Below are 18,290 nucleotides of genomic sequence, written 5' to 3' on the forward strand. Positions count from 1 at the left end.
TCGCGATGCTCGCTGCCACACTCGCGGCGTACTTCCTCGCCGGGCGCGCGGGTCGCCGCGGTGGCCGGCTCGTGGCCTGGATCAACCGCAGCGTCCTCAATCCCATCGTCCTTCGCATCGCCGGGCCGCTCGCCGTCTCCGTCGTGCACCACGTTGGCCGCAAGACTGGCCGGAGCTACCACACACCGGTGTTCGCGGAGCAGACGAGCGAAGGTTTCATCGTGGGCCTCATCTACGGCGCCGACACCGATTGGTGTCGCAATGTCCTCGCGGCCCGCGGCGCGATCCTCGTGTACCGCGGCCATGAGCTGCGCCTGGTGAGCCCGCGCGTCATCGACGCGACCGCCGCACGGGCGGTGCTGCCGCTGGGGATCTGGCTGATCCATCGGATGCTCGGGACGACCGGATTCCTCACGCTTCGGCATCCGCAGGGAGGGTCAGCCCCGCTGACGCCTCATCGTGTCGCACCGACTACGCGCGCTCATCGCCCGGGTCCCCACCGTCTCCGCATCAAGCGGCCGAAGACCCGCGCAAAGGAGCGCTCGAGCTCACATCCCTGAGTCGGGCGGCTCCTCGAACTCGTCCCAGCCTTCTGACGACTCGAGCTCCTCGGCGTAGCGCTCGGGCTCGACGCCAAGGCTCTCGATCACGGCGATGAGGCCATTGCGCTGCTCGGGCGGTGTCGTCCGGATCCACCCGCGCACGACGTCATCGACCTCGACTTCGCTCGCGCCGCGCTGCTCGGCCGCGGCCTCGCTCTCGTCACGCGCCGCAGCGCCGGCGAGCTCGCGAAGTGTCTCGGGGACCATGCCGACCAGGGCCTGGAGCATCGAGTCCGCGGCGTCGCTCCAGTTCATCCGATCGCGTCGATGCCGGTCGTAAAGCGTCCGATGATGAGCTTCTGGATCTGGGTCGTGCCCTCGTAGAGGCGATTCACGCGCGCGTCGCGCCAGAGCCGCTCGACAGGGAACTCATCCGAGAAGCCGTAGCCGCCGTGGATCTGGATCGCGTTGTCGCAGGCGCGCTGCGCGATCTCGCCGGCGTACAGCTTCGCGATGCTCGTCTCGCGCGTGCTTGCCACGCCCCTGTTCTTCAGGTGGCCGGCGCGATAGACGAGAAGCCGCGCGGCCTCGGTCTCGACCACCATGTCCGCGATCATCTCCTGCACGAGCTGATGCGCCGCGATGGGCTTTCCGAACGCCTGCCGCTGAGTGGCGTACGCGACGGAGGCATCGATCGCGGCCTGAGCCTGGCCGACCGCGCCGGCGGCCACCGAGTAGCGCCCCGAGTCCAGCGCGGCCATCGCGATCTTGAACCCCTCGCCGACCTCGCCCAGTCGCATCGCGTCGGGAACGCGCACGTTGTCGAGGATCAGCTCGCTCGAGTCCGACGAGCGGAGGCCGAGCTTCCCGTGCAGCGCCTGGCTTCCATACGGGCTCTTGTCGCGGTCGATGAGGAACGCGGTGATGCCCTTGTAGCCCTTTGACGGATCGATGGTCGCGAACACGAGCGCGAGCTTGGATACCGATCCGTTCGAGATCCACATCTTGCGGCCGTTGATGATCCAATCGTTGCCGTCGCGCTTCGCGGTGGCTTGCAGCCGCGTCGCGTCGCTCCCGACCGCCGGCTCGGTGAGTCCGAAGCATCCGATCACGTCGCCCTTGCACAGGCGCGGGAGCCAGGTGCGCTTCTGCTCTTCGGTCCCGAACTTCAGGATCGTGATCTCGACGAGCGAGATCTGGACCGACAAGGTCGTGCGGACGGACGAATCCGCGCGGCCGATGGCCTCGGTGATGATCGCGTGCGAGATGAAGTCGACGCCCATGCCGCCGTACTCCTCGGGGATGGGGCCGCCGAGGAAACCGATGGGCGCCATCTTCCTCAGCACGTCGTCCGGAAACCGCTCGGCGCGGTCGCGCTCGCGCGCGCCAGGCGCGATCTCACGATCGGCGAACTCGTTGGCGAGCTTGTGGATCTGCTGCTGTTCGGGGGAGAGGTCGAAGTCCATTGACGCAGACTACCGAACCTAGACTGCGCGCGTGCGCGTTGGCGTGGACCTGCCGCTCCTCACGATGCCGGGCCGCGACGCGGTGTTAGCGCATGCGCGCGCGGTCGAGCGGCTCGGCTTCGACTCGCTATGGATGAACTCTCACACTGTCATACCGGTCACGTTCGCGGCGAACTATCCGTACAGCGCCGACGGCCGGCCCGTGTGGAACGCCACGAGCTCGTGGCTCGACGCGCTGACGACCATCGCCTTCGTCGCGGCGGCGACGGAGCGCGTGCGCCTCGGCATCGCGGTCGTACCGCTCATCACGACGCACCCTGTCAGGCTCGCGAAACAGGTCGCCACGATCGACGTGCTCTCGAACGGACGCTTCGAGCTCGGCGTCGGCGGTGGCTGGCTCGTCGAGGAGGCGCAGGCGCTCGGGAATCCGACCGACCATCGCATCCGGCGCATGGAGGAGACGATCGAGATCCTGCGTCGCGCGTGGCGCGAGCCGACGTTCAGCTACGACGGGCGCTTCTGGAAGATCCCGCCGGTCGGCGTCAATCCGAGACCGCCCCAGGGCGAGCGGCTGCCCCTGTGGATCGGAGGACATGGGGATGCCGCCCTGCGTGTGGCCGTCGAGCACGACGCCGGTCTGTTCATCTGGGTGCCCACGGCGGACAAGCTCGCCGCATACCACCAGAGGCTCCGCGCCTCGAGCGCGACCGCGCCGCTCGGCGCATCCCTTCCGCTGGCGCGCGTCGAAGACAACGGCTGGCTTGAGGCGGCGCTCGCAATGCGCGACGCGGGAGCGGACCTGCTCGTCATCGGCCGGCGGTGGGACGACGGCACGCTGCGAGACCTGGAGCGCTTCGCGAAGGAGGTGTTGCCGGCGCTCGCATGAAAGCACTCCTCTTCGACCTCGACAACACGCTGCTCATGGAGGACGACGTCACGTTCCGCGCGGTGCGCGCGGCTTGTGACCGGGCGGAGGGGCGAGCTCCCGCCGAACGGCTGTACGAGGCGACCCTCCGCATCGCGGACGATCGCTGGCGTGCCGCGCCAACGTCGGCGTACGCCGACCGTATGGGCATCTGGTGGGGTGAGGGCCTGTGGGGCGAGTTCAAAGGAGACGGCGACGGTCTCCACGCGCTGCGCGATTTCGTGCCGATATTCCGGCGCGAGGTGTGGCGCGACGCCCTCGCCGAGTGCGGTGTCGCCGACTCCGACCTCGTAGCGGATCTCGACGAGGTGTATCGCCACACGCGTCGCGCAGGCGAGATCGTCGATCCGGACGCCGGTGCCGTGCTCGACGATCTCTCGCGCGACCATCGCCTCGCGCTCGTGACGAACGGTGCGCCCGATGTGCAGCGTGAGAAGCTCGGTCGCGCCGCGCTCATGCACTACTTCGCGGCGGTCGTCATCTCCGCCGAGATCGACGTCGGAAAACCAGACCGGCGGATCTTCACGGCCGCACTCGACGCGATCGGCGCAACCGCGGACGCCGCGGTGATGATCGGCGACAGCCTGCCGCGCGACATCCGCGGCGCACACAATGCCAGCCTGCGATCCATCTGGGTCGATCGCGGCGATGTGGTCCCAAAGCCGGATGATGCGATGCCGGACGCGCGCGTGGCCGCGCTCAGTCAGATCCGGTCGTGCCTCGACGCGTGGGAGCCTGACGCCGCTTCTCCTCGAGGCTCGCCCTGATCTCATCCGGCGTCGCCTCGACCTGCGTCGCGAGGACCAGCATCACATAGAGGAGATCGGTGAGCTCGCTGATCGTCCGCTCGCGACCCTCACCACGTAGAGCGGCCGCGGTCTCGCCGGCCTCCTCGATCAGCTTCGCCGCGATCGCCTCATGCCCCCCCTTGAAGAGCTCCGCGGAGTAGGAGTCCACGGGCAGGTCGCGGCGGCGCTGACGCAGCATCGCCGCGAGCTCCGAGAGGAAGCGTCCGAGATCGGTCGCGTTCACCGGACCGAAACACGTTGCGTCGCCGGTGTGGCATGCCGGCCCCGCCGGGTGGACCTTCACGAGGAGCGCATCAGCGTCGCAATCCGCCACGAGCTCGACGAGATGCAGAACATTGCCGCTCGTTTCGCCCTTCTTCCACAGTTTGTCGCGCGAGCGGCTGTGGAAGTGGACCTCGCGCGTGCGCACCGTGACGTCCAGCGCCTCGCGGTCCATGTACGCCAGCATCAGCACCGCGCCGGTCGCGGCGTCCTGGACGACGGCCGGGACCAGACCGCGCTCGTCGAACCGGATCTCACCGGTCATGCGGCCTCGACGCTCGGCCGGACGTTCACGCCGCGCCGCCCGAGCTCCTCCTTCAACGCCGCCACCGCGATCTCACCGGAATGGAAGATCGACGCCGCCAGCCCCGCCTCCGCGCCGGTGCGCCGGAACAGCTCCACGAAGTCCGATGGCCGGCCCGCGCCGCCCGATGCGATCACCGGCACGCGCACCGCGTCAGCGACGCGTGCGGTGAGATCGAGCTCGAAGCCGTCACGGGTGCCGTCGCGGTCCATCGATGTGAGCAGGATCTCGCCCGCGCCGGCCTCGACCCCGCGGCGCGCCCACTCGACGGCGTCGAGCCCGGTCGGCGTGCGGCCGCCTTCCACATAGACCTCGTACGAACCGTCGTCGCGGCGCTTCGCATCGATCGCGAGCACCGCGGCCTGCGAGCCCGCGCGGCCGGCGATCTCACCGAGCAGTGCCGGCCGCCGCACCGCCGCGGTGTTCACCGCGACCTTGTCGGCGCCCGCGCGCAGGATCGCCGCCGCGAGATCCACCGAGCCGATCCCGCCGCCGACGCAGAACGGGATCGTGAGCGTCGCGGCGACCTGCTGCGCCAGATCGATGACCGTGCGCCGCTGCTCCGCGGAAGCGGTGATGTCGAGGAACACGAGCTCATCCGCACCTTCGCGGTCGTAACGCGCGGCGAGGTCGACCGGGTCACCGGCGTCGCGGATTTCGATGAACCGGGTGCCCTTCACGACACGGCCGTCCTTCACGTCGAGGCAGGGGATGATGCGCCGAGCCAGCATGCGCTCACGCCGCCGTCGCGCGGACGAACGATGCGAGCGCATGTGTGCCGGTCGCGCCGCTCTTCTCAGGATGGAACTGCAATCCGAGCATTCCCGGGGCGGCGACGACCGCCGCGAGACTCTCGCCGTGCTCGACGGTGCCAAAGACCGCGCTCGCGTCCGACGGTGCCGCCGCATACGAATGGACGAAGTAAAAGTACGCACCGTCGGGGACTCCGACGAGCCAGGGGTGCGCGCGAGCGACGCGAACGCTGTTCCAGCCCGTGTGCGGGACGCGCACGTCGCCGCGCAGCCGTCGCACGCGGCCGCGCATGAGGCCGAGGCCCGCCGTCCCGGGATCCTCCTCGCTTTCCTCGAAGAACAGCTGCATCCCGACGCAGAGTCCGAGGATGGGGATCGCGCGGTCGTGCGCGATGCGGACCATCGCGTCGAGTCCGAGTCTCCTCAGCTCGCGCGCACAGTGCCCGAAGTGACCGACGCCGGGAAGGACGACCGCCTGCGCCGCGAGGATCTCGGCGTGCGAACGCGTCACGCGCACGTCCTTCGCGCCGGCGCGGCGGAGCGCGCGCTCGATGTTGGGCAGGTTGCCGACGTCGTAGTCGACGATCGCGATCATCCGATCCGACCCTTCGAGCTCGGCACGCCCTTTCGCCGCGGATCGCGCTGCGTTGCGGCGTCGAGCGCGCGGCCGAACGCCTTGAACGTGGCCTCGAGCAGGTGGTGCGTGTTGCCGCCACGAAGCTGCGTGACGTGGAGCGTGCAGCGCGCGCTCTGCACCAGCGCGATGAAGAAGTCCGGCACGAGCGTCGAGTCGAAGGAGCCGACGATCCGCGTCTTGGGCGTGAGGTCGTGTGCGAAGTACGGCCGGCCGCCGAGGTCGAGCGCGACGCTCACGAGGCATTCGTCCATCGGCACTTCGAGCGACGCGTAGCGCACAAGACCCTTGCGATCGCCGAGGGCCTCGTCGATCGCGGCGCCGAGCACGAGACCGATGTCCTCGACGGTGTGATGCTGGTCGACCTCGATGTCGCCTTTGGCTTTGAGCGTGAGGTCGAAGAGACCGTGCACCGCGAAGAGCTCGAGCATGTGGTCGAGGAACGGCAGTCCCGTGCGGACGCTCGCCGTGCCCGAACCGTCGAGCTTGAAGCGGACCTGGATGTCCGTCTCCTTCGTCCGGCGCGCGCGGCGCGCGCCACGCGCGGCAGGCATCAGCGAACCTCCCGGGTCACGCGCGGGCCTCCAGCGAGGCTCCGTGAAAGCGCATGCCCTCGTGCGCCGCGATCGCTGCGCCGGCTCGCGCGAGGTCACCAAGATCGCCGCGCATGGACACGCGGCTGGTCCAGCGCACGAAGTCATCGACGCGGAGCGCCGATGCCCACCGTGCCGTGCCACCGGTCGGTAGCGAGTGATTCGTTCCCGCGACGTAGTCACCGAACGCGACGGCCGAGCGCATGCCGATGAAGACCGCACCGGCGTGTCGCAGGTGGGCCGACAGTGCGGCAGCGCCGCGGCCCGCGAGCAGCACGTGTTCGGGGCAGGCGTCGTCGGCGGCCTTCACGGCGGCGAGCAGGTCCTTGGCGCGATACAGGGATATCCGCGCAGGGCGCTGCTTGGCGAGCGCGGAGACGACCCCGCGCAGGAGGTGGGCGTCGTCGCTCACGAGCGCCGCGAACGCGCCGGCTCCATGCTCGGCCTGCGCGAGGAGGTCGAGCGCCACGACACTCGCGTCGGCGTCGCCCGATGCGACGGCGATCAGCTCGCTCGGGCCCTGGAGCGCATCGATGCCGACGTCGGCCGAGACCAACCATTTCGCCGCGGTCGCGTACGAGTTGCCGGGGCCGACGATCTTGTCGACGCGGCCGAGCGACGCGGTGCCGTACGCGAGCGCGGCGACCGCCGCCGCACCGCCCGCGCGATAGAGCGTCGTCGCATCGACGAGCTCCAGCGCGTATGCGAGTGCCGGATCCACCGAGCCATCGCGTGGCATCGGCGAGGCGACGACGAACTCTCGGACGCCAGCGATCTGCGACGGCACGCCGGTCATGAGCGCCGTCGAGGGATACGCCGCGGCGCCGCGCGGAACGAGCGCGCCGACGCGATCGAGCGCCGACGGAACGAGGCGCACGTCAGTGCGGCCATCGCGAAGCCCTGATTCGCGCGGGCGCTGCCGCTCGTGGAATTCACGGATGCGCGCATAGGCCAGCTCGAGCGCGCGCCGCGTGTCGAGCGGACACGCGCGTGCGGAACGCCGTATCGCCCGCGAATCGAGAACGAGATCCCGTGGCCTCGCGCCGGCCCGGTCGAACCTTCGCACGCTCCTCAGTACGCCGGCATCGCCGTCGCGTCGCACCGCGCGGATTATCGCGGCCGCCGCGGTCCGTTCGCGCGGCGAAAACGCGCCTCCGCGGCGCGCGCTGGCGATGTCCGCGCGTAGCGAGCTGAGGGCCTTCGTCTTCATCGCGCGGCCGCCCAGGAGGCGAGACGCTCGGCAAGAGGGGCTATCTCTCTCCGGCGCAGCTGGTATGCGGAAGGATTCGCGATGAGGCGCGCGGTGCTGGTCGCGATCTCCTCGACGACCGCCAGGTCGTTCGCCGCAAGGGTCGCGCCGGTCGCGACGAGGTCGACGATCCAGTCAGCGAGGCCGACCTGCGGTGCGAGCTCCGCAGATCCGGCGACCCTCACGATCTCGACTTGGATGCCGCGCCGACGGAAGTGCTCTTCGGCGACGCGCGGGTACTTCGTCGCGACCTCGAGACTCCCGAGGTGCCGGTAGTCGTCGAGCGAACGCTCGAGCGCGTCGCGCGGCGCCGCAACGACGAAGCGGCAGGCCCCGAAGCGGAGGTCGACAAGCTCGAGCACTCGCGCGGCCGATTCCATCAGCACGTCCTTGCCCACGATGCCGAGATCTGCGGCGCCACGTTCGACGTAGGTCGCGATGTCGCTGGGTCGCGCGAGCACGTACTCGACGTTTCCGCTCGGGACCAACAGACGTCGATCCTCGCCGAGCCGCGACACGTCGAGGCCGACCGCGCGCAGCGCTGTCAGCGCATCGGCCAGCAGCACGCCCTGAGCGAGCGCGAAGCGAAGTGGCGTCATGCCAGCTCCTGCGCGAGCTGGTCGGCCGTAACGACACGACCGTCCGGCAGGCGAACCCGGTCGCGATCGACGACGGTCGACTCGACGATCTCGAGACCTGCGCGCTCCGCCACCGCGCCGATCGCTACGACCAGCCCGCGTGCGCGGAGACTCGCGGCGAGCTGCGCGGTCTCGCGCGGACCCGCGGGCCTCAGTGCGACGAGAGTTCGCTCGCGGTCCGGTCGCCACCCCGACTCGAACAAGGCGAGGTGGAGTCGCGGCACGTTGATCGCGAACCCCGTCGCGCGGCGCGGGGTGCCGAAGGCGCCGAGCAGCAGGTCATAACGGCCACCGGTCGCGATGGGGAAGCCGCTCTTCGGATGCAGCGCCTCGAACACCACGCCGGTGTAGTAGGGGAGCTCGGGCACCAGGGACAGGTTCGGGATGCCCCACAGCGGTTCGCCCGCGAAGAGATCGCGCGCGAGGTGGATCACCTCGCGGAGCTCGTCGACGCCTTCGATGTCGACACTCTCGATGTCACTGCCTCGCGCCGCCAAGGCCTTCCTCGCGCTCGCGCGCGCGCCGTCGCGCATGCCCGCATCGGCAGCGCGACGGAACGCACCCACGTGGTCGCCCGCACGCAGCGCCTCCATGATTGACGCGCTGTCGTCGTCGCTCAGCTCGGCGAAGGCGCGGCGGACGACGCCGACGTGGCCGACCTCGATCGTCGCACCCTTCAGCCCGCAGCGCGCGAGCGATTCGGCGAGGAGCGCGAGCACCTCGGCGTCCGCGAGCGGTCCCGACGGTCCGACGAGCTCGACACCGGCCTGGTCGTGCTGGCGCTCGGCCCCGAGCATCGCCGGCTCCTCGCGGAACACCGGTGCGAAGTACGAAAGGCGCAGCGCGCCCGCGGCGTCGCGATACCGCTGCGCGACGAGTCTGGCCACCGCGGTAGTGATGTCCGGGCGGAGCGCGACGAGGCTGCCGTCGCGATCGAGGAACTGCATGGACCGACGGCGCTCGGCAGCCGAGTCGGCCGTGACGTGCTCCACCATCGGCGGCTCGATCGGAACGTAGCCGTGGCTCGTGAACGTCTCGGAGAGCGCGCGCTCGATCGCGCGCAGCTCCCGCGCCTCCGTCGGGAGGATGTCTCGGAAACCGCGCGGCGGCGCTAGGACGGGCTCGCGAAAGGGACTCCCCATCGGCGCAGGCTAGGCACTGGCGGGCGCTCTGTCACGACCGAGGTGCAGATGGGACTAGGGAGTGCGGTAGGGGCGCCGGATCGCCATCCAGCGCTGCGGCTCGGCCAGCGGCGTGAAGCCGAACTTCGCGTACAGACCGTGTGCATCACGGGTGGCGAGCAGGAAGTTGCGGAAACTCGCGAGGTCCGGATGCGCCATGACCGCCTCCATCAAGCGACGAGAGACGCCGCGACCGCGGTGCTCGGGAAGCACGAAGACATCGCAGAGCCACGCGAAGGTGGCGCGGTCTGTCACGACGCGCGCGAAGCCGGCGAGCTGCGTGCCGTGCAGCGCCGTGAAGTTCAGCGAGTTGTCGAGCGCGCGCTCGAAGATGTCGCGCGAGATGCCCTGCGACCAGTACGCCTCCTCATGCGGATAGCGGTAGACCGCGTCGCGGTCGAGGCGTGCGGGATCGGTCGACACGGTGTACTGGTCCATGCGCGAGAGCGTACCTAGACTCAAGAGGTGCTCGCGACGATCCGCACGAGTCGGCTGGCCCAGGCCACGGCCGCGCTCGTACTCGTCGCCGCGAGCGCTCTCGGTTGGTGGACGATCTCGCCGCTCTTCTTGACGACGACGCTGCAGGAGGAGCTGCCACGCGCGACTGCGGCGTTGCCCACATCGGCTGGAGCGGCCACCTCGCCCGCGGCGGCAACGACCGCTGTGACAAGAGCGGCGGCCGGTCCGAGGATCCTGCGAATGGGTCAGCTTCAGCGCGTCGACGATCTCCACCGAGGCACGGGCCCAGTGTCGCTCATCGAGCTCGATGGCAAGACCTATCTGCGCTTCGAGGACGTCGCCATCCAGAACGGACCCGACCTGCACGTGTATCTCGCGCGCGGGATCGGCGGCGTGTATGACGGGAGTCGCGACCTCTACCTCGGTGCGCTAAAGGCGACGAACGGCTCGTTCAGCTATGAGCTGCCGGCCGGCACGCCCCTCGCCGATTACAAGTCGGTGGTCGTGTGGTGCCGCGCATTCACGGTCCTCTTCACTTGGGCCGACCTCCGCTAGCGCGCGCCGAGGTGGCGAAGGAGATCCGGGCTCAGGTCGCCCGTGCCGATCTCCTCGACCGGCCCGCGCATCCGGATCTCACCGTCCGCGGCGATGCCGATCCGCAGCTGACCACCGGGCATCGTCACCGTGACGTCGCGATCGACTAGGCCCTTCCGATCGCAGGCGGCGACGACCGCGCAGCTCGACGAGCCGGATGCGAGGGTGTAGCCCGCGCCGCGCTCCCAGATGAGGATCCGCACCTCGCTGCGCGAGACGACCTGCGCGAACTGGACATTGGTCCGGTTCGGGAACGCGGGATGGTTCTCGATCTTCGGACCGAGCGCGTGGATATCGATGTTCGAGAGATCCGGAACGACGATGACGCAGTGCGGGTTCCCCATCGACACCAAGGTCACGTCGAAGCGCCGGCCAGCGACTTCGATGGACTCGAGCGGGTCGAACCGAGCCTTGCCCATGTCGACGGTGATCTGCGCGACCCGTCCGTTCTCGTGCTCGAGGACGCACGTGACACGGCCGCCGCGCGTGTGCAGCGTGAATCGGTCCTTGTCGGTGTAACCGTGCTCGCGCAGGAACTTCGCGAAGATGCGCACGCCGTTCCCGCTTTTCTCCGCTTCGCTGCCATCCGGGTTGAGGATGCGCAGGCCGAAGTCCGCTCCCTCGCCCGGCGATACGAGCAGGATCCCATCTGAGCCGACGCCGCGGTGGCGATCGCAGATGAGCCGAACAGCCTCCGGCGTGACCGCGAACGGCACGTTCGCGGGATCGATCACGATGTAGTCGTTGCCGAGGCCGTGTGACTTCACGTAGTGAGCCATCGCGCTCATCATCGCCGCTCGAGGTCTTCCTCGTCGCGCTGCGGCTCGGGCTCACGTCGTTCGGTGGACCGATCGCGCATCTGGGGTACTTCCGTAGCGAATACGTCGTGCGCCGGCACTGGATCGACGAGACGACCTACGCGGATCTCGTCGCGCTGTGCCAGTCGCTTCCCGGTCCGACGAGCAGCGAGGTCGGCATCGCGATCGGCCTCATGCGCGCGGGACCGCTCGGCGCGTTCCTTGCGTGGCTCGGCTTCACGCTCCCGTCGGCCACCCTCATGGCGGTCTTCGCGTACACCATCGATCGACTGGGCGGCGCGCTCATGCCGGTCGTGCGCGCACTTGAGCTTGTCGCGATCGTCGTCGTCGCGGTCGCCGTGTGGCGAATGGCGCGTGCGCTCGCGTGGGACGCGCGCCGCGGAGCGATCGCCCTCGCCGCGACCGCGCTGGCCCTGGCCTGGCATGACCAGTACGCGCAAGTCGCGATCATCCTTCTCGCGGGACTGGCGGGGTGGGTCCTGCTTCCGGCCGCCGCGGTCCTCACTCGGGGCATGCGAACCGTCCCGATCGGTCGCCGCGTCGCGGTGGTATGCGGCACGCTCTACCTGACATTGCTCCTTGCGTTTCCGCTCGCTCGGGTCACGGTGCAGAGCGGCGAGATCGCATTGTTCGATTCCTTCTATCGCTCCGGTGCCTTCGTGTTCGGTGGCGGTCATGTGGTGCTGCCGCTCCTGCGGAATGAGGTCGTTCCTTCGGGATGGGTCACCGAAGATGCGTTTCTTGCCGGTTACGGTGCCGCTCAGGCTGTGCCGGGTCCGCTCTTCACGTTCGCGGCCTACCTGGGGGCGGTGATCGCACCGGGCCCTTCGAGCGGCGACCTGTTCGCGGTCTGGCCGCGCAGCGGTATCACGGGCGCCACGATCGCGCTCATCGCGATCTTCCTGCCTGCGTTCCTTGTCGTCTTCGCCGCGCTGCCCTCGTGGGGCGCGCTGCGATCGCGAGCGTGGGCGCAGTCCGCTCTGAGCGGTGTGAACGCCAGCGTCGTGGGTCTCCTGTTCGCAGCGCTGATCGGGCTCGCGATGAGCGCCATAGCATCGCTGCAATGACGTTCCCCGCCGAGCTTTTCCCCGACACGACGCGCGTGACGCAGGGCAATACGCTCGCGGTCGGCGGCTGTGACCTCGTCGCTCTCGCCGGGGAGTTCGGGACGCCTCTCTACGTGTACGACGAGGCGACGATCAGCGCACGCGCCCGGTCGTTCCGCGAGGCGACCGCAGGCTATCCGGGTCGTGCGACGGTCTGCTACGCGGCAAAGGCGTACAGCGCGCCGTGGCTGCTGCGTCTTCTCGCCACGGAAGGGCTTGGCCTCGACGTCGTCTCAGGCGGTGAGCTTCAGGCTGCGATGCGCGCCGACTTCCCCCGCGATCGGATCTTCCTCCACGGGAACAACAAGAGCGAGGACGAGCTGCTCCTCGCAGGCGCTGAGGGCGTGGGCCGCATCGTTGTGGACAACCTCGACGAGATCACGCTCCTCGCACGGGTCGCCGAGAAGAGCGCCGCCCGTACTCCCGTGCTCCTGCGGCTCGGACCTGCGGTCGACGTCCACACGCACGCCCACCTGGTCACGGGCGCGGAAGACACCAAGTTCGGCCTCGACATCGCGAGCGGTGCCGCCGAAGCGGGCGTACGAGGCGTGCTCGCGCAGCCCAACCTCGAGCTCCGCGGCTTTCATGCGCACATCGGTTCTCAGATCCGCGAGGTCGGACCGTATCGCGAGTCGGTGGAGCGTCTCTTCGCCTTCGCGGCCGAGATGCGCGCGAAGACCGGCTTCGTCACGCGCGAGATCAGCCCGGGCGGTGGCTACGGCGTGAGGTACACCATGGACGATCCCGAGACGCGCCCCGCCGACTTGATCCGGGAGGTCACGGCGACCGTGGCAGATGCCGCACGCCGCCATAGCTTCGGGGGTCCACTACCCGACCTCACGATCGAGCCCGGCCGCTCGATCGTCGCCCCGGCCGGCGTCGCCGTCTACCGGGTCGGCTCGGTGAAGCGCGGCGCGCGCACCTACGTCGCGGTCGATGGCGGCATGGCCGACAACATCCGCCCCACGGCCTACGGCGCGAAGTACACCGCCGTGATCGCGAGCCGCGTACGTGGCGACGACGTGACCGAGGTCGCGGTCGCGGGCAAGTACTGCGAGACGGGCGACATCCTCATCCAATCGGTCGCTTTGCCCCTGCCGCACGTGGGGGATGTCATCGCGATGCCCGTGGCCGGCGCCTATCAGCTGTCGATGGCGAGCAACTACAACATGGCGCCGCGCCCGGCGGTCGTCGTCGTACGCGATGGTCACGCGCGACTGGTGCGCCGCCGCGAAACGTACGACGACCTGCTCGCCCCCGAACTGACGAGATGACCGACTTCCTCGAGCAGGTTCGCGCAGAACGTGAGGCGTACGTCCGCGAGAAGTCGGCGCGCATGAGCGAACAGGACGTCCTCTTGAATATGCGCGACAACCTGTGGGCGCGCGCCCGCGCCGCAGGTGCGTTAGACGCCGTGCAAATCGATGGCGCCCGCGATGCGTTCACCGGCGCGCTCGCGTTGGCCAAGCGCGAGGGCCGTCTGGCCGTGATCGCGGAGGTGAAGCGCGTGTCGCCGGCGCAGGGCGTGCTCGGCTCCGATGTGGATGTGGTTCGACTCGCTCGCGCGTATGTCGCCGCCGGCGCGACGGCGATCTCTGTGGTCACCGAGCCGAAGCATTGGGGCGGCTCGCTCGACGATCTCGCGGCCGTCCGCGACGCGGTGGGCGTGCCCATCCTCTACAAGGATGTCGTCGTCAACGAGTACCAGATCCTCGAAGCGCGCAAGGCGGGTGCCGACGCCGCGCTACTGATCGCGGAGGCGCTTGACGACGACGATCTCGACCACATCGCGAAGCGCGCAGCAGCATTAGACGTCGGCGTGCTGACCGAGGCGCACGACGCCGCCGCGTTCGAGCGTGCCGTCGAGTTCGTTGCGCGCGCCGGTACCCGGGTCGTTGGGATCAACGCGCGCAACCTGCGTCAGCCGGGCGAGATCGACGTTGACCGGGTCAGGGAGCTTCACACGCTGGCGCGACAGGACCAGATCCTCGTGGCGGAGTCGGGGATCGCTACCGTCGAAGATGCGCATCGCCTCCCCCAGCGAGTCGACGCCGTCCTCGTGGGGACAGCGTTGATGCGCGCCGCCGACCCTGGTCCGTTGATCGCAGGTTTGGCGGCCATCCGACGAAGGTAGTGATCGCGCAGCGAGACTGCTGCGCGATCACTCCCGGCTCGTCAATTCGCGGCGGTCGTGCGGATCGCGGTCGGTCGCGTGGTCGAGGGACGCCCGTCGGTGCTCGCGGGGCGGTCGGTGGTCGACGGCAGGCAGTTGAACGCGTCGAGGATCCGTTGCTTCTGCTCGCGTGTGATGACGCCTTGCTCGACCAGACGCGTGAGCACGGCGTTCAGTTTCAGGCAGAAGCGGCGGTGATGCTCGCGTTCGGGCTGCGCTCCGTCTTCGCTGATGGTCTGCGCGTTGTCTGCCGGGACGGCGGTGGGCGCGGCCAGATCGGATGCCGGCACGGCGGCGAATGCCGCGGAGCCCATGAGCGTGGTGCCGAGGATCGCGGTCGCCAGGAAGATGGTGATGCGCTTCGTCAGGTTCGCCATGTCGTTCCTCCAGAGATGTTTTCCGGAGAAACGGCGCGCTTCGCCCGGCCATAGCCGGTTTCGGAGTCCTCTTACAGAGAGTTAACGACTACGAAACGCGCTCGATGATCGCGGCGATTCTCAAGCACTAAGCGTTTTGGACCGATTCCTACTCTTCACCCCGTGACAGCGATCGCCGTGGACACGACGACGGAACGCTTGCGCTGGGAGGCCGCGTACCGAAGCGCCTTTCCTCGCGTCTACCGGGGCCTGCTCGCGCTCGGGGCACGACCCGAAGAGGCCGAGGACGCGCTCCAGGACGCGTTCTTGAAAGGCCTCGAACGATCGTCGGACAGACCAGTGGCATCCGTCGATGGATGGATCTTCGTCGTCGCGTCACGCGGATGGCGAGGTCGCCGCATCCGCGACCGGGTCTTGCTTCCCTGGACTCTGCTCATCGAGCGCGAGGCGCCGCGACTCATGGACGCGTCGGACGACGTCCTCAGCGCGCTTCGAAAGCTGCCGCTTCGTCAACGCCAGATCGTTGTCGCCCGCTACGTCGTCGGCCTCTCGCAGGAGGAGACCGCAGCGCACTTCGGGATCGCGCGCGGGACCGTGTCGGCGACGACGACCCAGGCGATCGCCGCCTTGCGGCGGCACATGGAGGTGCAGGAATGACGACTCCATCAGAGCAATGGATCGTGAGTGCGCTACGGGAGGCCACGGATCGCGTGCCTCTCCCGCCGGAGTCGCGCTGGATCCGCGAGCGTCGGTCGACACCCAGCGTGTCGATGATCCTGCTTGTCGGCGTGGCGGCGATCATCATCGTCGTGGCCGGCATGACGATCGGCGCCCTACGCATCGAGCCGCGCCTCGTTCCCGCGGCCGGCGGCCCAAGCGCGTCTGAGTCGCGCGAGGATGCGCAGTGGAGGACCGCGCGCGCGGCGCTTCCTTCGGCTCTTGTTCTGCTTCGGCCAGCGTGGATCCCAGCCGAATTCCGCGGCTCCGCGGTATGTCCGTCACCCGTGGTCACCGTAGATCCGCCGCCCGCCGTCCAGGGAGATCGAACGAGTTGGGTGGTTCGCTACCAGGGCGGTGTCCTGCCCAACGGGGGATGCGCGTGGCTCGAATATGGGGCGGAGCCTGGGAGTGGTCACCATAGTGATCCCAGTCTGCGGGACTTTGAGTGTGGTCGTCTGGACCCTTGCGGCCCAACGGTCGAGATCGGTACCTTCGACGAGCGCGGCACTACCGTCCACGTCCGCCGGCTCCCCAGGCCGGACGAAGTCCCCGAAGGAGCTACGCGTCGTTTACTGCAGAACCCCGGCCCAACGCTTTTCGAGTTCTCTGTGTGGTGGAACGAGTCTGGGGCGCACTACGACGTGCAGTCGAAGGGCCTCGAGCTCGACGATCTCCTTCGCGTGATCCGCAGCCTTGAGCCGGTGCCGTAGGCGCCCGACGCGGCCTAGACGCGCTCGATGATCGCCGCGATCCCCTGACCGCCGCCGATGCAGAGCGATGCGAGACCGTACGTCCCGCCGCGCTCGCGCAGCTCGTACGCAAGGGTGAGCGCGAGCCGCGCGCCTGAAGCGCCGAGCGGATGGCCGAGCGCGATCGCGCCGCCATTCACATTCGTCTTGTCCCGGTCGAGGCCGAGCTCCTTCTCCACCGCGAGGTACTGCGTCGCAAACGCCTCGTTGATCTCGACGAGATCCATGTCGCCGACCTTCTTGCCGGCGCGGTCTAGCGCCTGACGCGACGACGGCGCCGGGCCGATGCCCATGATGTCCGGGTCGACGCCGCACACGCCGCCCGAGACGATGCGCGCGATCGGCTTGAGACCCGCCTTCGCGGCGGCCTCCGCCGATGCCACGACCATCGCTGCGGCACCGTCGTTGATCCCCGATGCCGTGCCCGCTGTGACCGTGCCGCCCTTCTCGAATCGGGCAACGAGCTTCGCGAGGCCCTCGCGCGTTGTGTCGGGGCGGATGTGCTCGTCCTTGTCGACGACGACAGTGCCCTTCTTCTGCTTGACCTCGACGGAGACGATCTCCTTTGAGAAGCGGCAATCCTCGCGCGCCTTCGCGGCGAGCCGATGGCTGCGCTCGGCGAACTCGTCGGCCTGATCGCGCGTGATGCCGTACTCGCGGCCGAGGTTCTCCGCCGTGTTGGCCATGCCGAGGCCGTTGTACGAGTCGATGAGCGCGACCCAGAGGTAATCCTCGAGCTTCTGCTCGCCGAGCGGCAGACCCCACCGCGCGCCGCGGATCTGGTGCGGGGCCATGCTCATGTTCTCGGTCCCGCCGGCGAGGACGAACTCCGCCTGGCCGAGCTGGATCTCCTGCGCGGCGAGCAGGATCGCCTGGAGGCCCGAGCCGCACAGCCGATTGATCGTGAGCGCGGGGACCTCCATCGGGACGCCGCTCTTCAGCCCGATGTGGCGCGCGAGGTAGACCGCGTCGCCCGAGGTCTGGAGCACGTTGCCGAAGATGACCTGATCGATCTGCTTCGGGTCGACCTTCGAGCGCTCGAGCGCACCTTTCGCCGCGATGACGCCAAGGTCCGTCGCCGAGGTGTCGCGCAGCGCGCCTCCGAACGTGCCGAATGGAGTGCGCGCGCCGTCGATGAGAACGATGTCTTTCATACCTTCATTGTCCCACTCGCCAGTCGGTCGCTCGACAGGAAGCCGATATCGAGGGGCGAACGGCCCGAGATGGTGAGGTCCGCGAGGATCTCGCCGACCGCGCTGGCGAACTTGAAGCCGTGACCCGAGCATGCCGATGCGTAGGTGACGGGCCCGTCCCGGTCGATGATGAAGTGCCCGTCGGGGCTGTTCGTGTACAGGCATACCGTCGCGCTGCGTCGCTCGCCGTTCGCGAGCGGCATCCGTCGGCGCAGCCACGCGCGCACTCGTTCTTCGTCCCGTGAGCTCGGCTCGCGGTCGACGGAGTCCGGATCGACGCGGTCACCGAAGTGGAGCCCTGCCATCTTCAGTCCGTTGCCCGGGTCGTACGGAAACCCGTAGTAGAGGCGGTCGGTGTCTTCGACGATGTACACGGGCAGCTTCGCGAACGCCTCAAGCTCGGCGCGTGGCTCGAACCAGAACAGCACGTTGCGCTCGACCCACAGGTGGGGCGCGAGATGCGGGAGCAGACGCGAGAGCCACGAACCTGCGGCGATCACCAGGCGCTGGCATCGATAGCTACCTTGCGCAGAGAACACGCGCACGCCGTCACCGTCGTGCTCCCAGCGTTCGATCGGCTCAGTGAAGCGGAGCGTCGCGCCGTTCCGCTCGGCGAGCCGGAGATGCGTTTCGACAGCACGCTCGGGAGCGAGCCAGCCGGCCTGCGCATCGAAGAGGCCGATCCATTCGCGATCGATCTCGAAGAGCGGATACCGTCGCCTGAGCTCCGCGTTGTCGAGCACTTCG

General features: G+C 69.0%; 23 protein-coding genes. 9 read left to right on the top strand and 14 right to left on the bottom strand.

Annotated elements, in window-relative coordinates:
• Window positions 1-560 (top strand): hypothetical protein (locus VI056_15805; protein ID HEY6204485.1); only part of this gene is annotated, 560 nt, incomplete at its 5' end.
• Here VI056_15805 and VI056_15810 read toward each other — a convergent pair.
• Complete coding sequence (locus tag VI056_15810; GenBank protein HEY6204486.1) at window positions 549-857, bottom strand: DUF2621 family protein; 309 nt, start codon at window positions 855-857, stop codon at window positions 549-551. The genes VI056_15805 and VI056_15810 overlap by 12 nt on opposite strands.
• Entirely contained in the window at window positions 854-2,008 is a 1,155-nt protein-coding gene (locus tag VI056_15815; protein HEY6204487.1) for an acyl-CoA dehydrogenase family protein, read from the bottom strand. Before VI056_15815 ends, VI056_15810 begins: the two co-directional genes overlap by 4 nt.
• A 31-nt stretch (window positions 2,009-2,039) precedes the next feature.
• On the opposite strand from VI056_15815, the gene VI056_15820 reads away from it, so the two are divergent.
• Together VI056_15820 and VI056_15825 are read left to right on the top strand one after the other, a co-directional pair.
• Window positions 2,040-2,894 carry a TIGR03619 family F420-dependent LLM class oxidoreductase gene (locus VI056_15820; GenBank protein ID HEY6204488.1) on the top strand — a complete coding sequence of 285 codons (855 nt, stop codon included), beginning with the start codon at window positions 2,040-2,042 and terminating at the stop codon, window positions 2,892-2,894.
• On the top strand, window positions 2,891-3,700 hold the full coding sequence (locus VI056_15825; GenBank protein HEY6204489.1) for an HAD family hydrolase: 810 nt from the start codon (window positions 2,891-2,893) through the stop codon (window positions 3,698-3,700). Before VI056_15820 ends, VI056_15825 begins: the two co-directional genes overlap by 4 nt.
• On the opposite strand, the gene hisIE is transcribed toward VI056_15825, so the two are convergent.
• From hisIE to VI056_15865, 8 genes are read right to left on the bottom strand one after another with little or no spacing between them, the layout of a single operon-like run.
• Complete coding sequence (hisIE, locus tag VI056_15830; GenBank protein ID HEY6204490.1) at window positions 3,633-4,268, bottom strand: bifunctional phosphoribosyl-AMP cyclohydrolase/phosphoribosyl-ATP diphosphatase HisIE; 636 nt, start codon at window positions 4,266-4,268, stop codon at window positions 3,633-3,635. The two genes, VI056_15825 and hisIE, sit on opposite strands and share 68 nt — an antisense overlap.
• Entirely contained in the window at window positions 4,265-5,038 is a 774-nt protein-coding gene (gene hisF / locus VI056_15835; protein HEY6204491.1) for an imidazole glycerol phosphate synthase subunit HisF, read from the bottom strand. Before hisF ends, hisIE begins: the two co-directional genes overlap by 4 nt.
• 4 nt (window positions 5,039-5,042) lie before the next feature.
• A complete protein-coding gene (gene hisH, locus VI056_15840; protein ID HEY6204492.1) occupies window positions 5,043-5,654 on the bottom strand; it encodes an imidazole glycerol phosphate synthase subunit HisH in 612 nt (203 codons plus the stop codon).
• Complete coding sequence (gene hisB / locus VI056_15845; protein HEY6204493.1) at window positions 5,651-6,247, bottom strand: imidazoleglycerol-phosphate dehydratase HisB; 597 nt, start codon at window positions 6,245-6,247, stop codon at window positions 5,651-5,653. The genes hisH and hisB overlap by 4 nt, the downstream gene beginning before the upstream one ends.
• Window positions 6,248-6,263: 16 nt before the next feature.
• Complete coding sequence (hisD, locus tag VI056_15850) at window positions 6,264-7,496, bottom strand: histidinol dehydrogenase (protein ID HEY6204494.1); 1,233 nt, start codon at window positions 7,494-7,496, stop codon at window positions 6,264-6,266.
• Window positions 7,493-8,134 carry an ATP phosphoribosyltransferase gene (gene hisG, locus VI056_15855; protein HEY6204495.1) on the bottom strand — a complete coding sequence of 214 codons (642 nt, stop codon included), beginning with the start codon at window positions 8,132-8,134 and terminating at the stop codon, window positions 7,493-7,495. Before hisG ends, hisD begins: the two co-directional genes overlap by 4 nt.
• Entirely contained in the window at window positions 8,131-9,315 is a 1,185-nt protein-coding gene (locus VI056_15860; protein ID HEY6204496.1) for an ATP phosphoribosyltransferase regulatory subunit, read from the bottom strand. Before VI056_15860 ends, hisG begins: the two co-directional genes overlap by 4 nt.
• Window positions 9,316-9,369: 54 nt before the next feature.
• Entirely contained in the window at window positions 9,370-9,792 is a 423-nt protein-coding gene (locus tag VI056_15865) for a GNAT family N-acetyltransferase (GenBank protein HEY6204497.1), read from the bottom strand.
• A 27-nt stretch (window positions 9,793-9,819) separates the two neighbouring features.
• Between VI056_15865 and VI056_15870 the strand changes: the two genes are divergently transcribed.
• On the top strand, window positions 9,820-10,368 hold the full coding sequence (locus tag VI056_15870; protein ID HEY6204498.1) for a DM13 domain-containing protein: 549 nt from the start codon (window positions 9,820-9,822) through the stop codon (window positions 10,366-10,368).
• Here VI056_15870 and dapF read toward each other — a convergent pair.
• Entirely contained in the window at window positions 10,365-11,186 is an 822-nt protein-coding gene (gene dapF, locus VI056_15875) for a diaminopimelate epimerase (GenBank protein HEY6204499.1), read from the bottom strand. The genes VI056_15870 and dapF overlap by 4 nt on opposite strands.
• Between dapF and chrA the strand changes: the two genes are divergently transcribed.
• The 3 genes from chrA to VI056_15890 are packed head-to-tail and all read left to right on the top strand — an operon-like array spanning window position 11,165 to window position 14,465.
• The gene (gene chrA, locus VI056_15880) at window positions 11,165-12,292 is read left to right on the top strand and encodes a chromate efflux transporter (GenBank protein ID HEY6204500.1); all 1,128 of its coding nucleotides are present in this window, start codon (window positions 11,165-11,167) and stop codon (window positions 12,290-12,292) included. The two genes, dapF and chrA, sit on opposite strands and share 22 nt — an antisense overlap.
• The gene (gene lysA / locus VI056_15885; protein HEY6204501.1) at window positions 12,289-13,605 is read left to right on the top strand and encodes a diaminopimelate decarboxylase; all 1,317 of its coding nucleotides are present in this window, start codon (window positions 12,289-12,291) and stop codon (window positions 13,603-13,605) included. The genes chrA and lysA overlap by 4 nt, the downstream gene beginning before the upstream one ends.
• Window positions 13,602-14,465 (top strand): indole-3-glycerol phosphate synthase TrpC, encoded by an 864-nt coding sequence (locus VI056_15890; GenBank protein HEY6204502.1) that lies wholly within the window; start codon window positions 13,602-13,604, stop codon window positions 14,463-14,465. The genes lysA and VI056_15890 overlap by 4 nt, the downstream gene beginning before the upstream one ends.
• A 41-nt stretch (window positions 14,466-14,506) precedes the next feature.
• Here VI056_15890 and VI056_15895 read toward each other — a convergent pair whose 3' ends face one another.
• Complete coding sequence (locus VI056_15895; GenBank protein ID HEY6204503.1) at window positions 14,507-14,881, bottom strand: hypothetical protein; 375 nt, start codon at window positions 14,879-14,881, stop codon at window positions 14,507-14,509.
• Window positions 14,882-15,043: 162 nt separating this feature from the next.
• Here VI056_15895 and VI056_15900 point away from each other — a divergent pair, with 162 nt between their 5' ends.
• Both VI056_15900 and VI056_15905 read left to right on the top strand, forming a co-directional pair.
• Window positions 15,044-15,538 (top strand): RNA polymerase sigma factor, encoded by a 495-nt coding sequence (locus VI056_15900; GenBank protein ID HEY6204504.1) that lies wholly within the window; start codon window positions 15,044-15,046, stop codon window positions 15,536-15,538.
• A complete protein-coding gene (locus VI056_15905) occupies window positions 15,535-16,311 on the top strand; it encodes a hypothetical protein (protein HEY6204505.1) in 777 nt (258 codons plus the stop codon). The genes VI056_15900 and VI056_15905 overlap by 4 nt, the downstream gene beginning before the upstream one ends.
• Window positions 16,312-16,325: 14 nt before the next feature.
• Here the strand turns inward: VI056_15905 and VI056_15910 are convergent, their stop codons facing one another.
• Both VI056_15910 and VI056_15915 read right to left on the bottom strand, forming a co-directional pair.
• Window positions 16,326-17,504, bottom strand: a complete 1,179-nt coding sequence (locus VI056_15910) for an acetyl-CoA C-acetyltransferase (GenBank protein HEY6204506.1) — start codon at window positions 17,502-17,504, stop codon at window positions 16,326-16,328.
• A partial coding sequence (locus tag VI056_15915; protein ID HEY6204507.1) for an FAD-dependent oxidoreductase occupies window positions 17,501-18,290 on the bottom strand: 790 nt, incomplete at its 5' end. The genes VI056_15910 and VI056_15915, both read right to left, overlap by 4 nt.

It is taken from the genome of Candidatus Limnocylindria bacterium (assembly GCA_036523395.1).
In the GTDB taxonomy this organism is placed as follows: domain Bacteria; phylum Chloroflexota; class Limnocylindria; order P2-11E; family P2-11E; genus CF-39.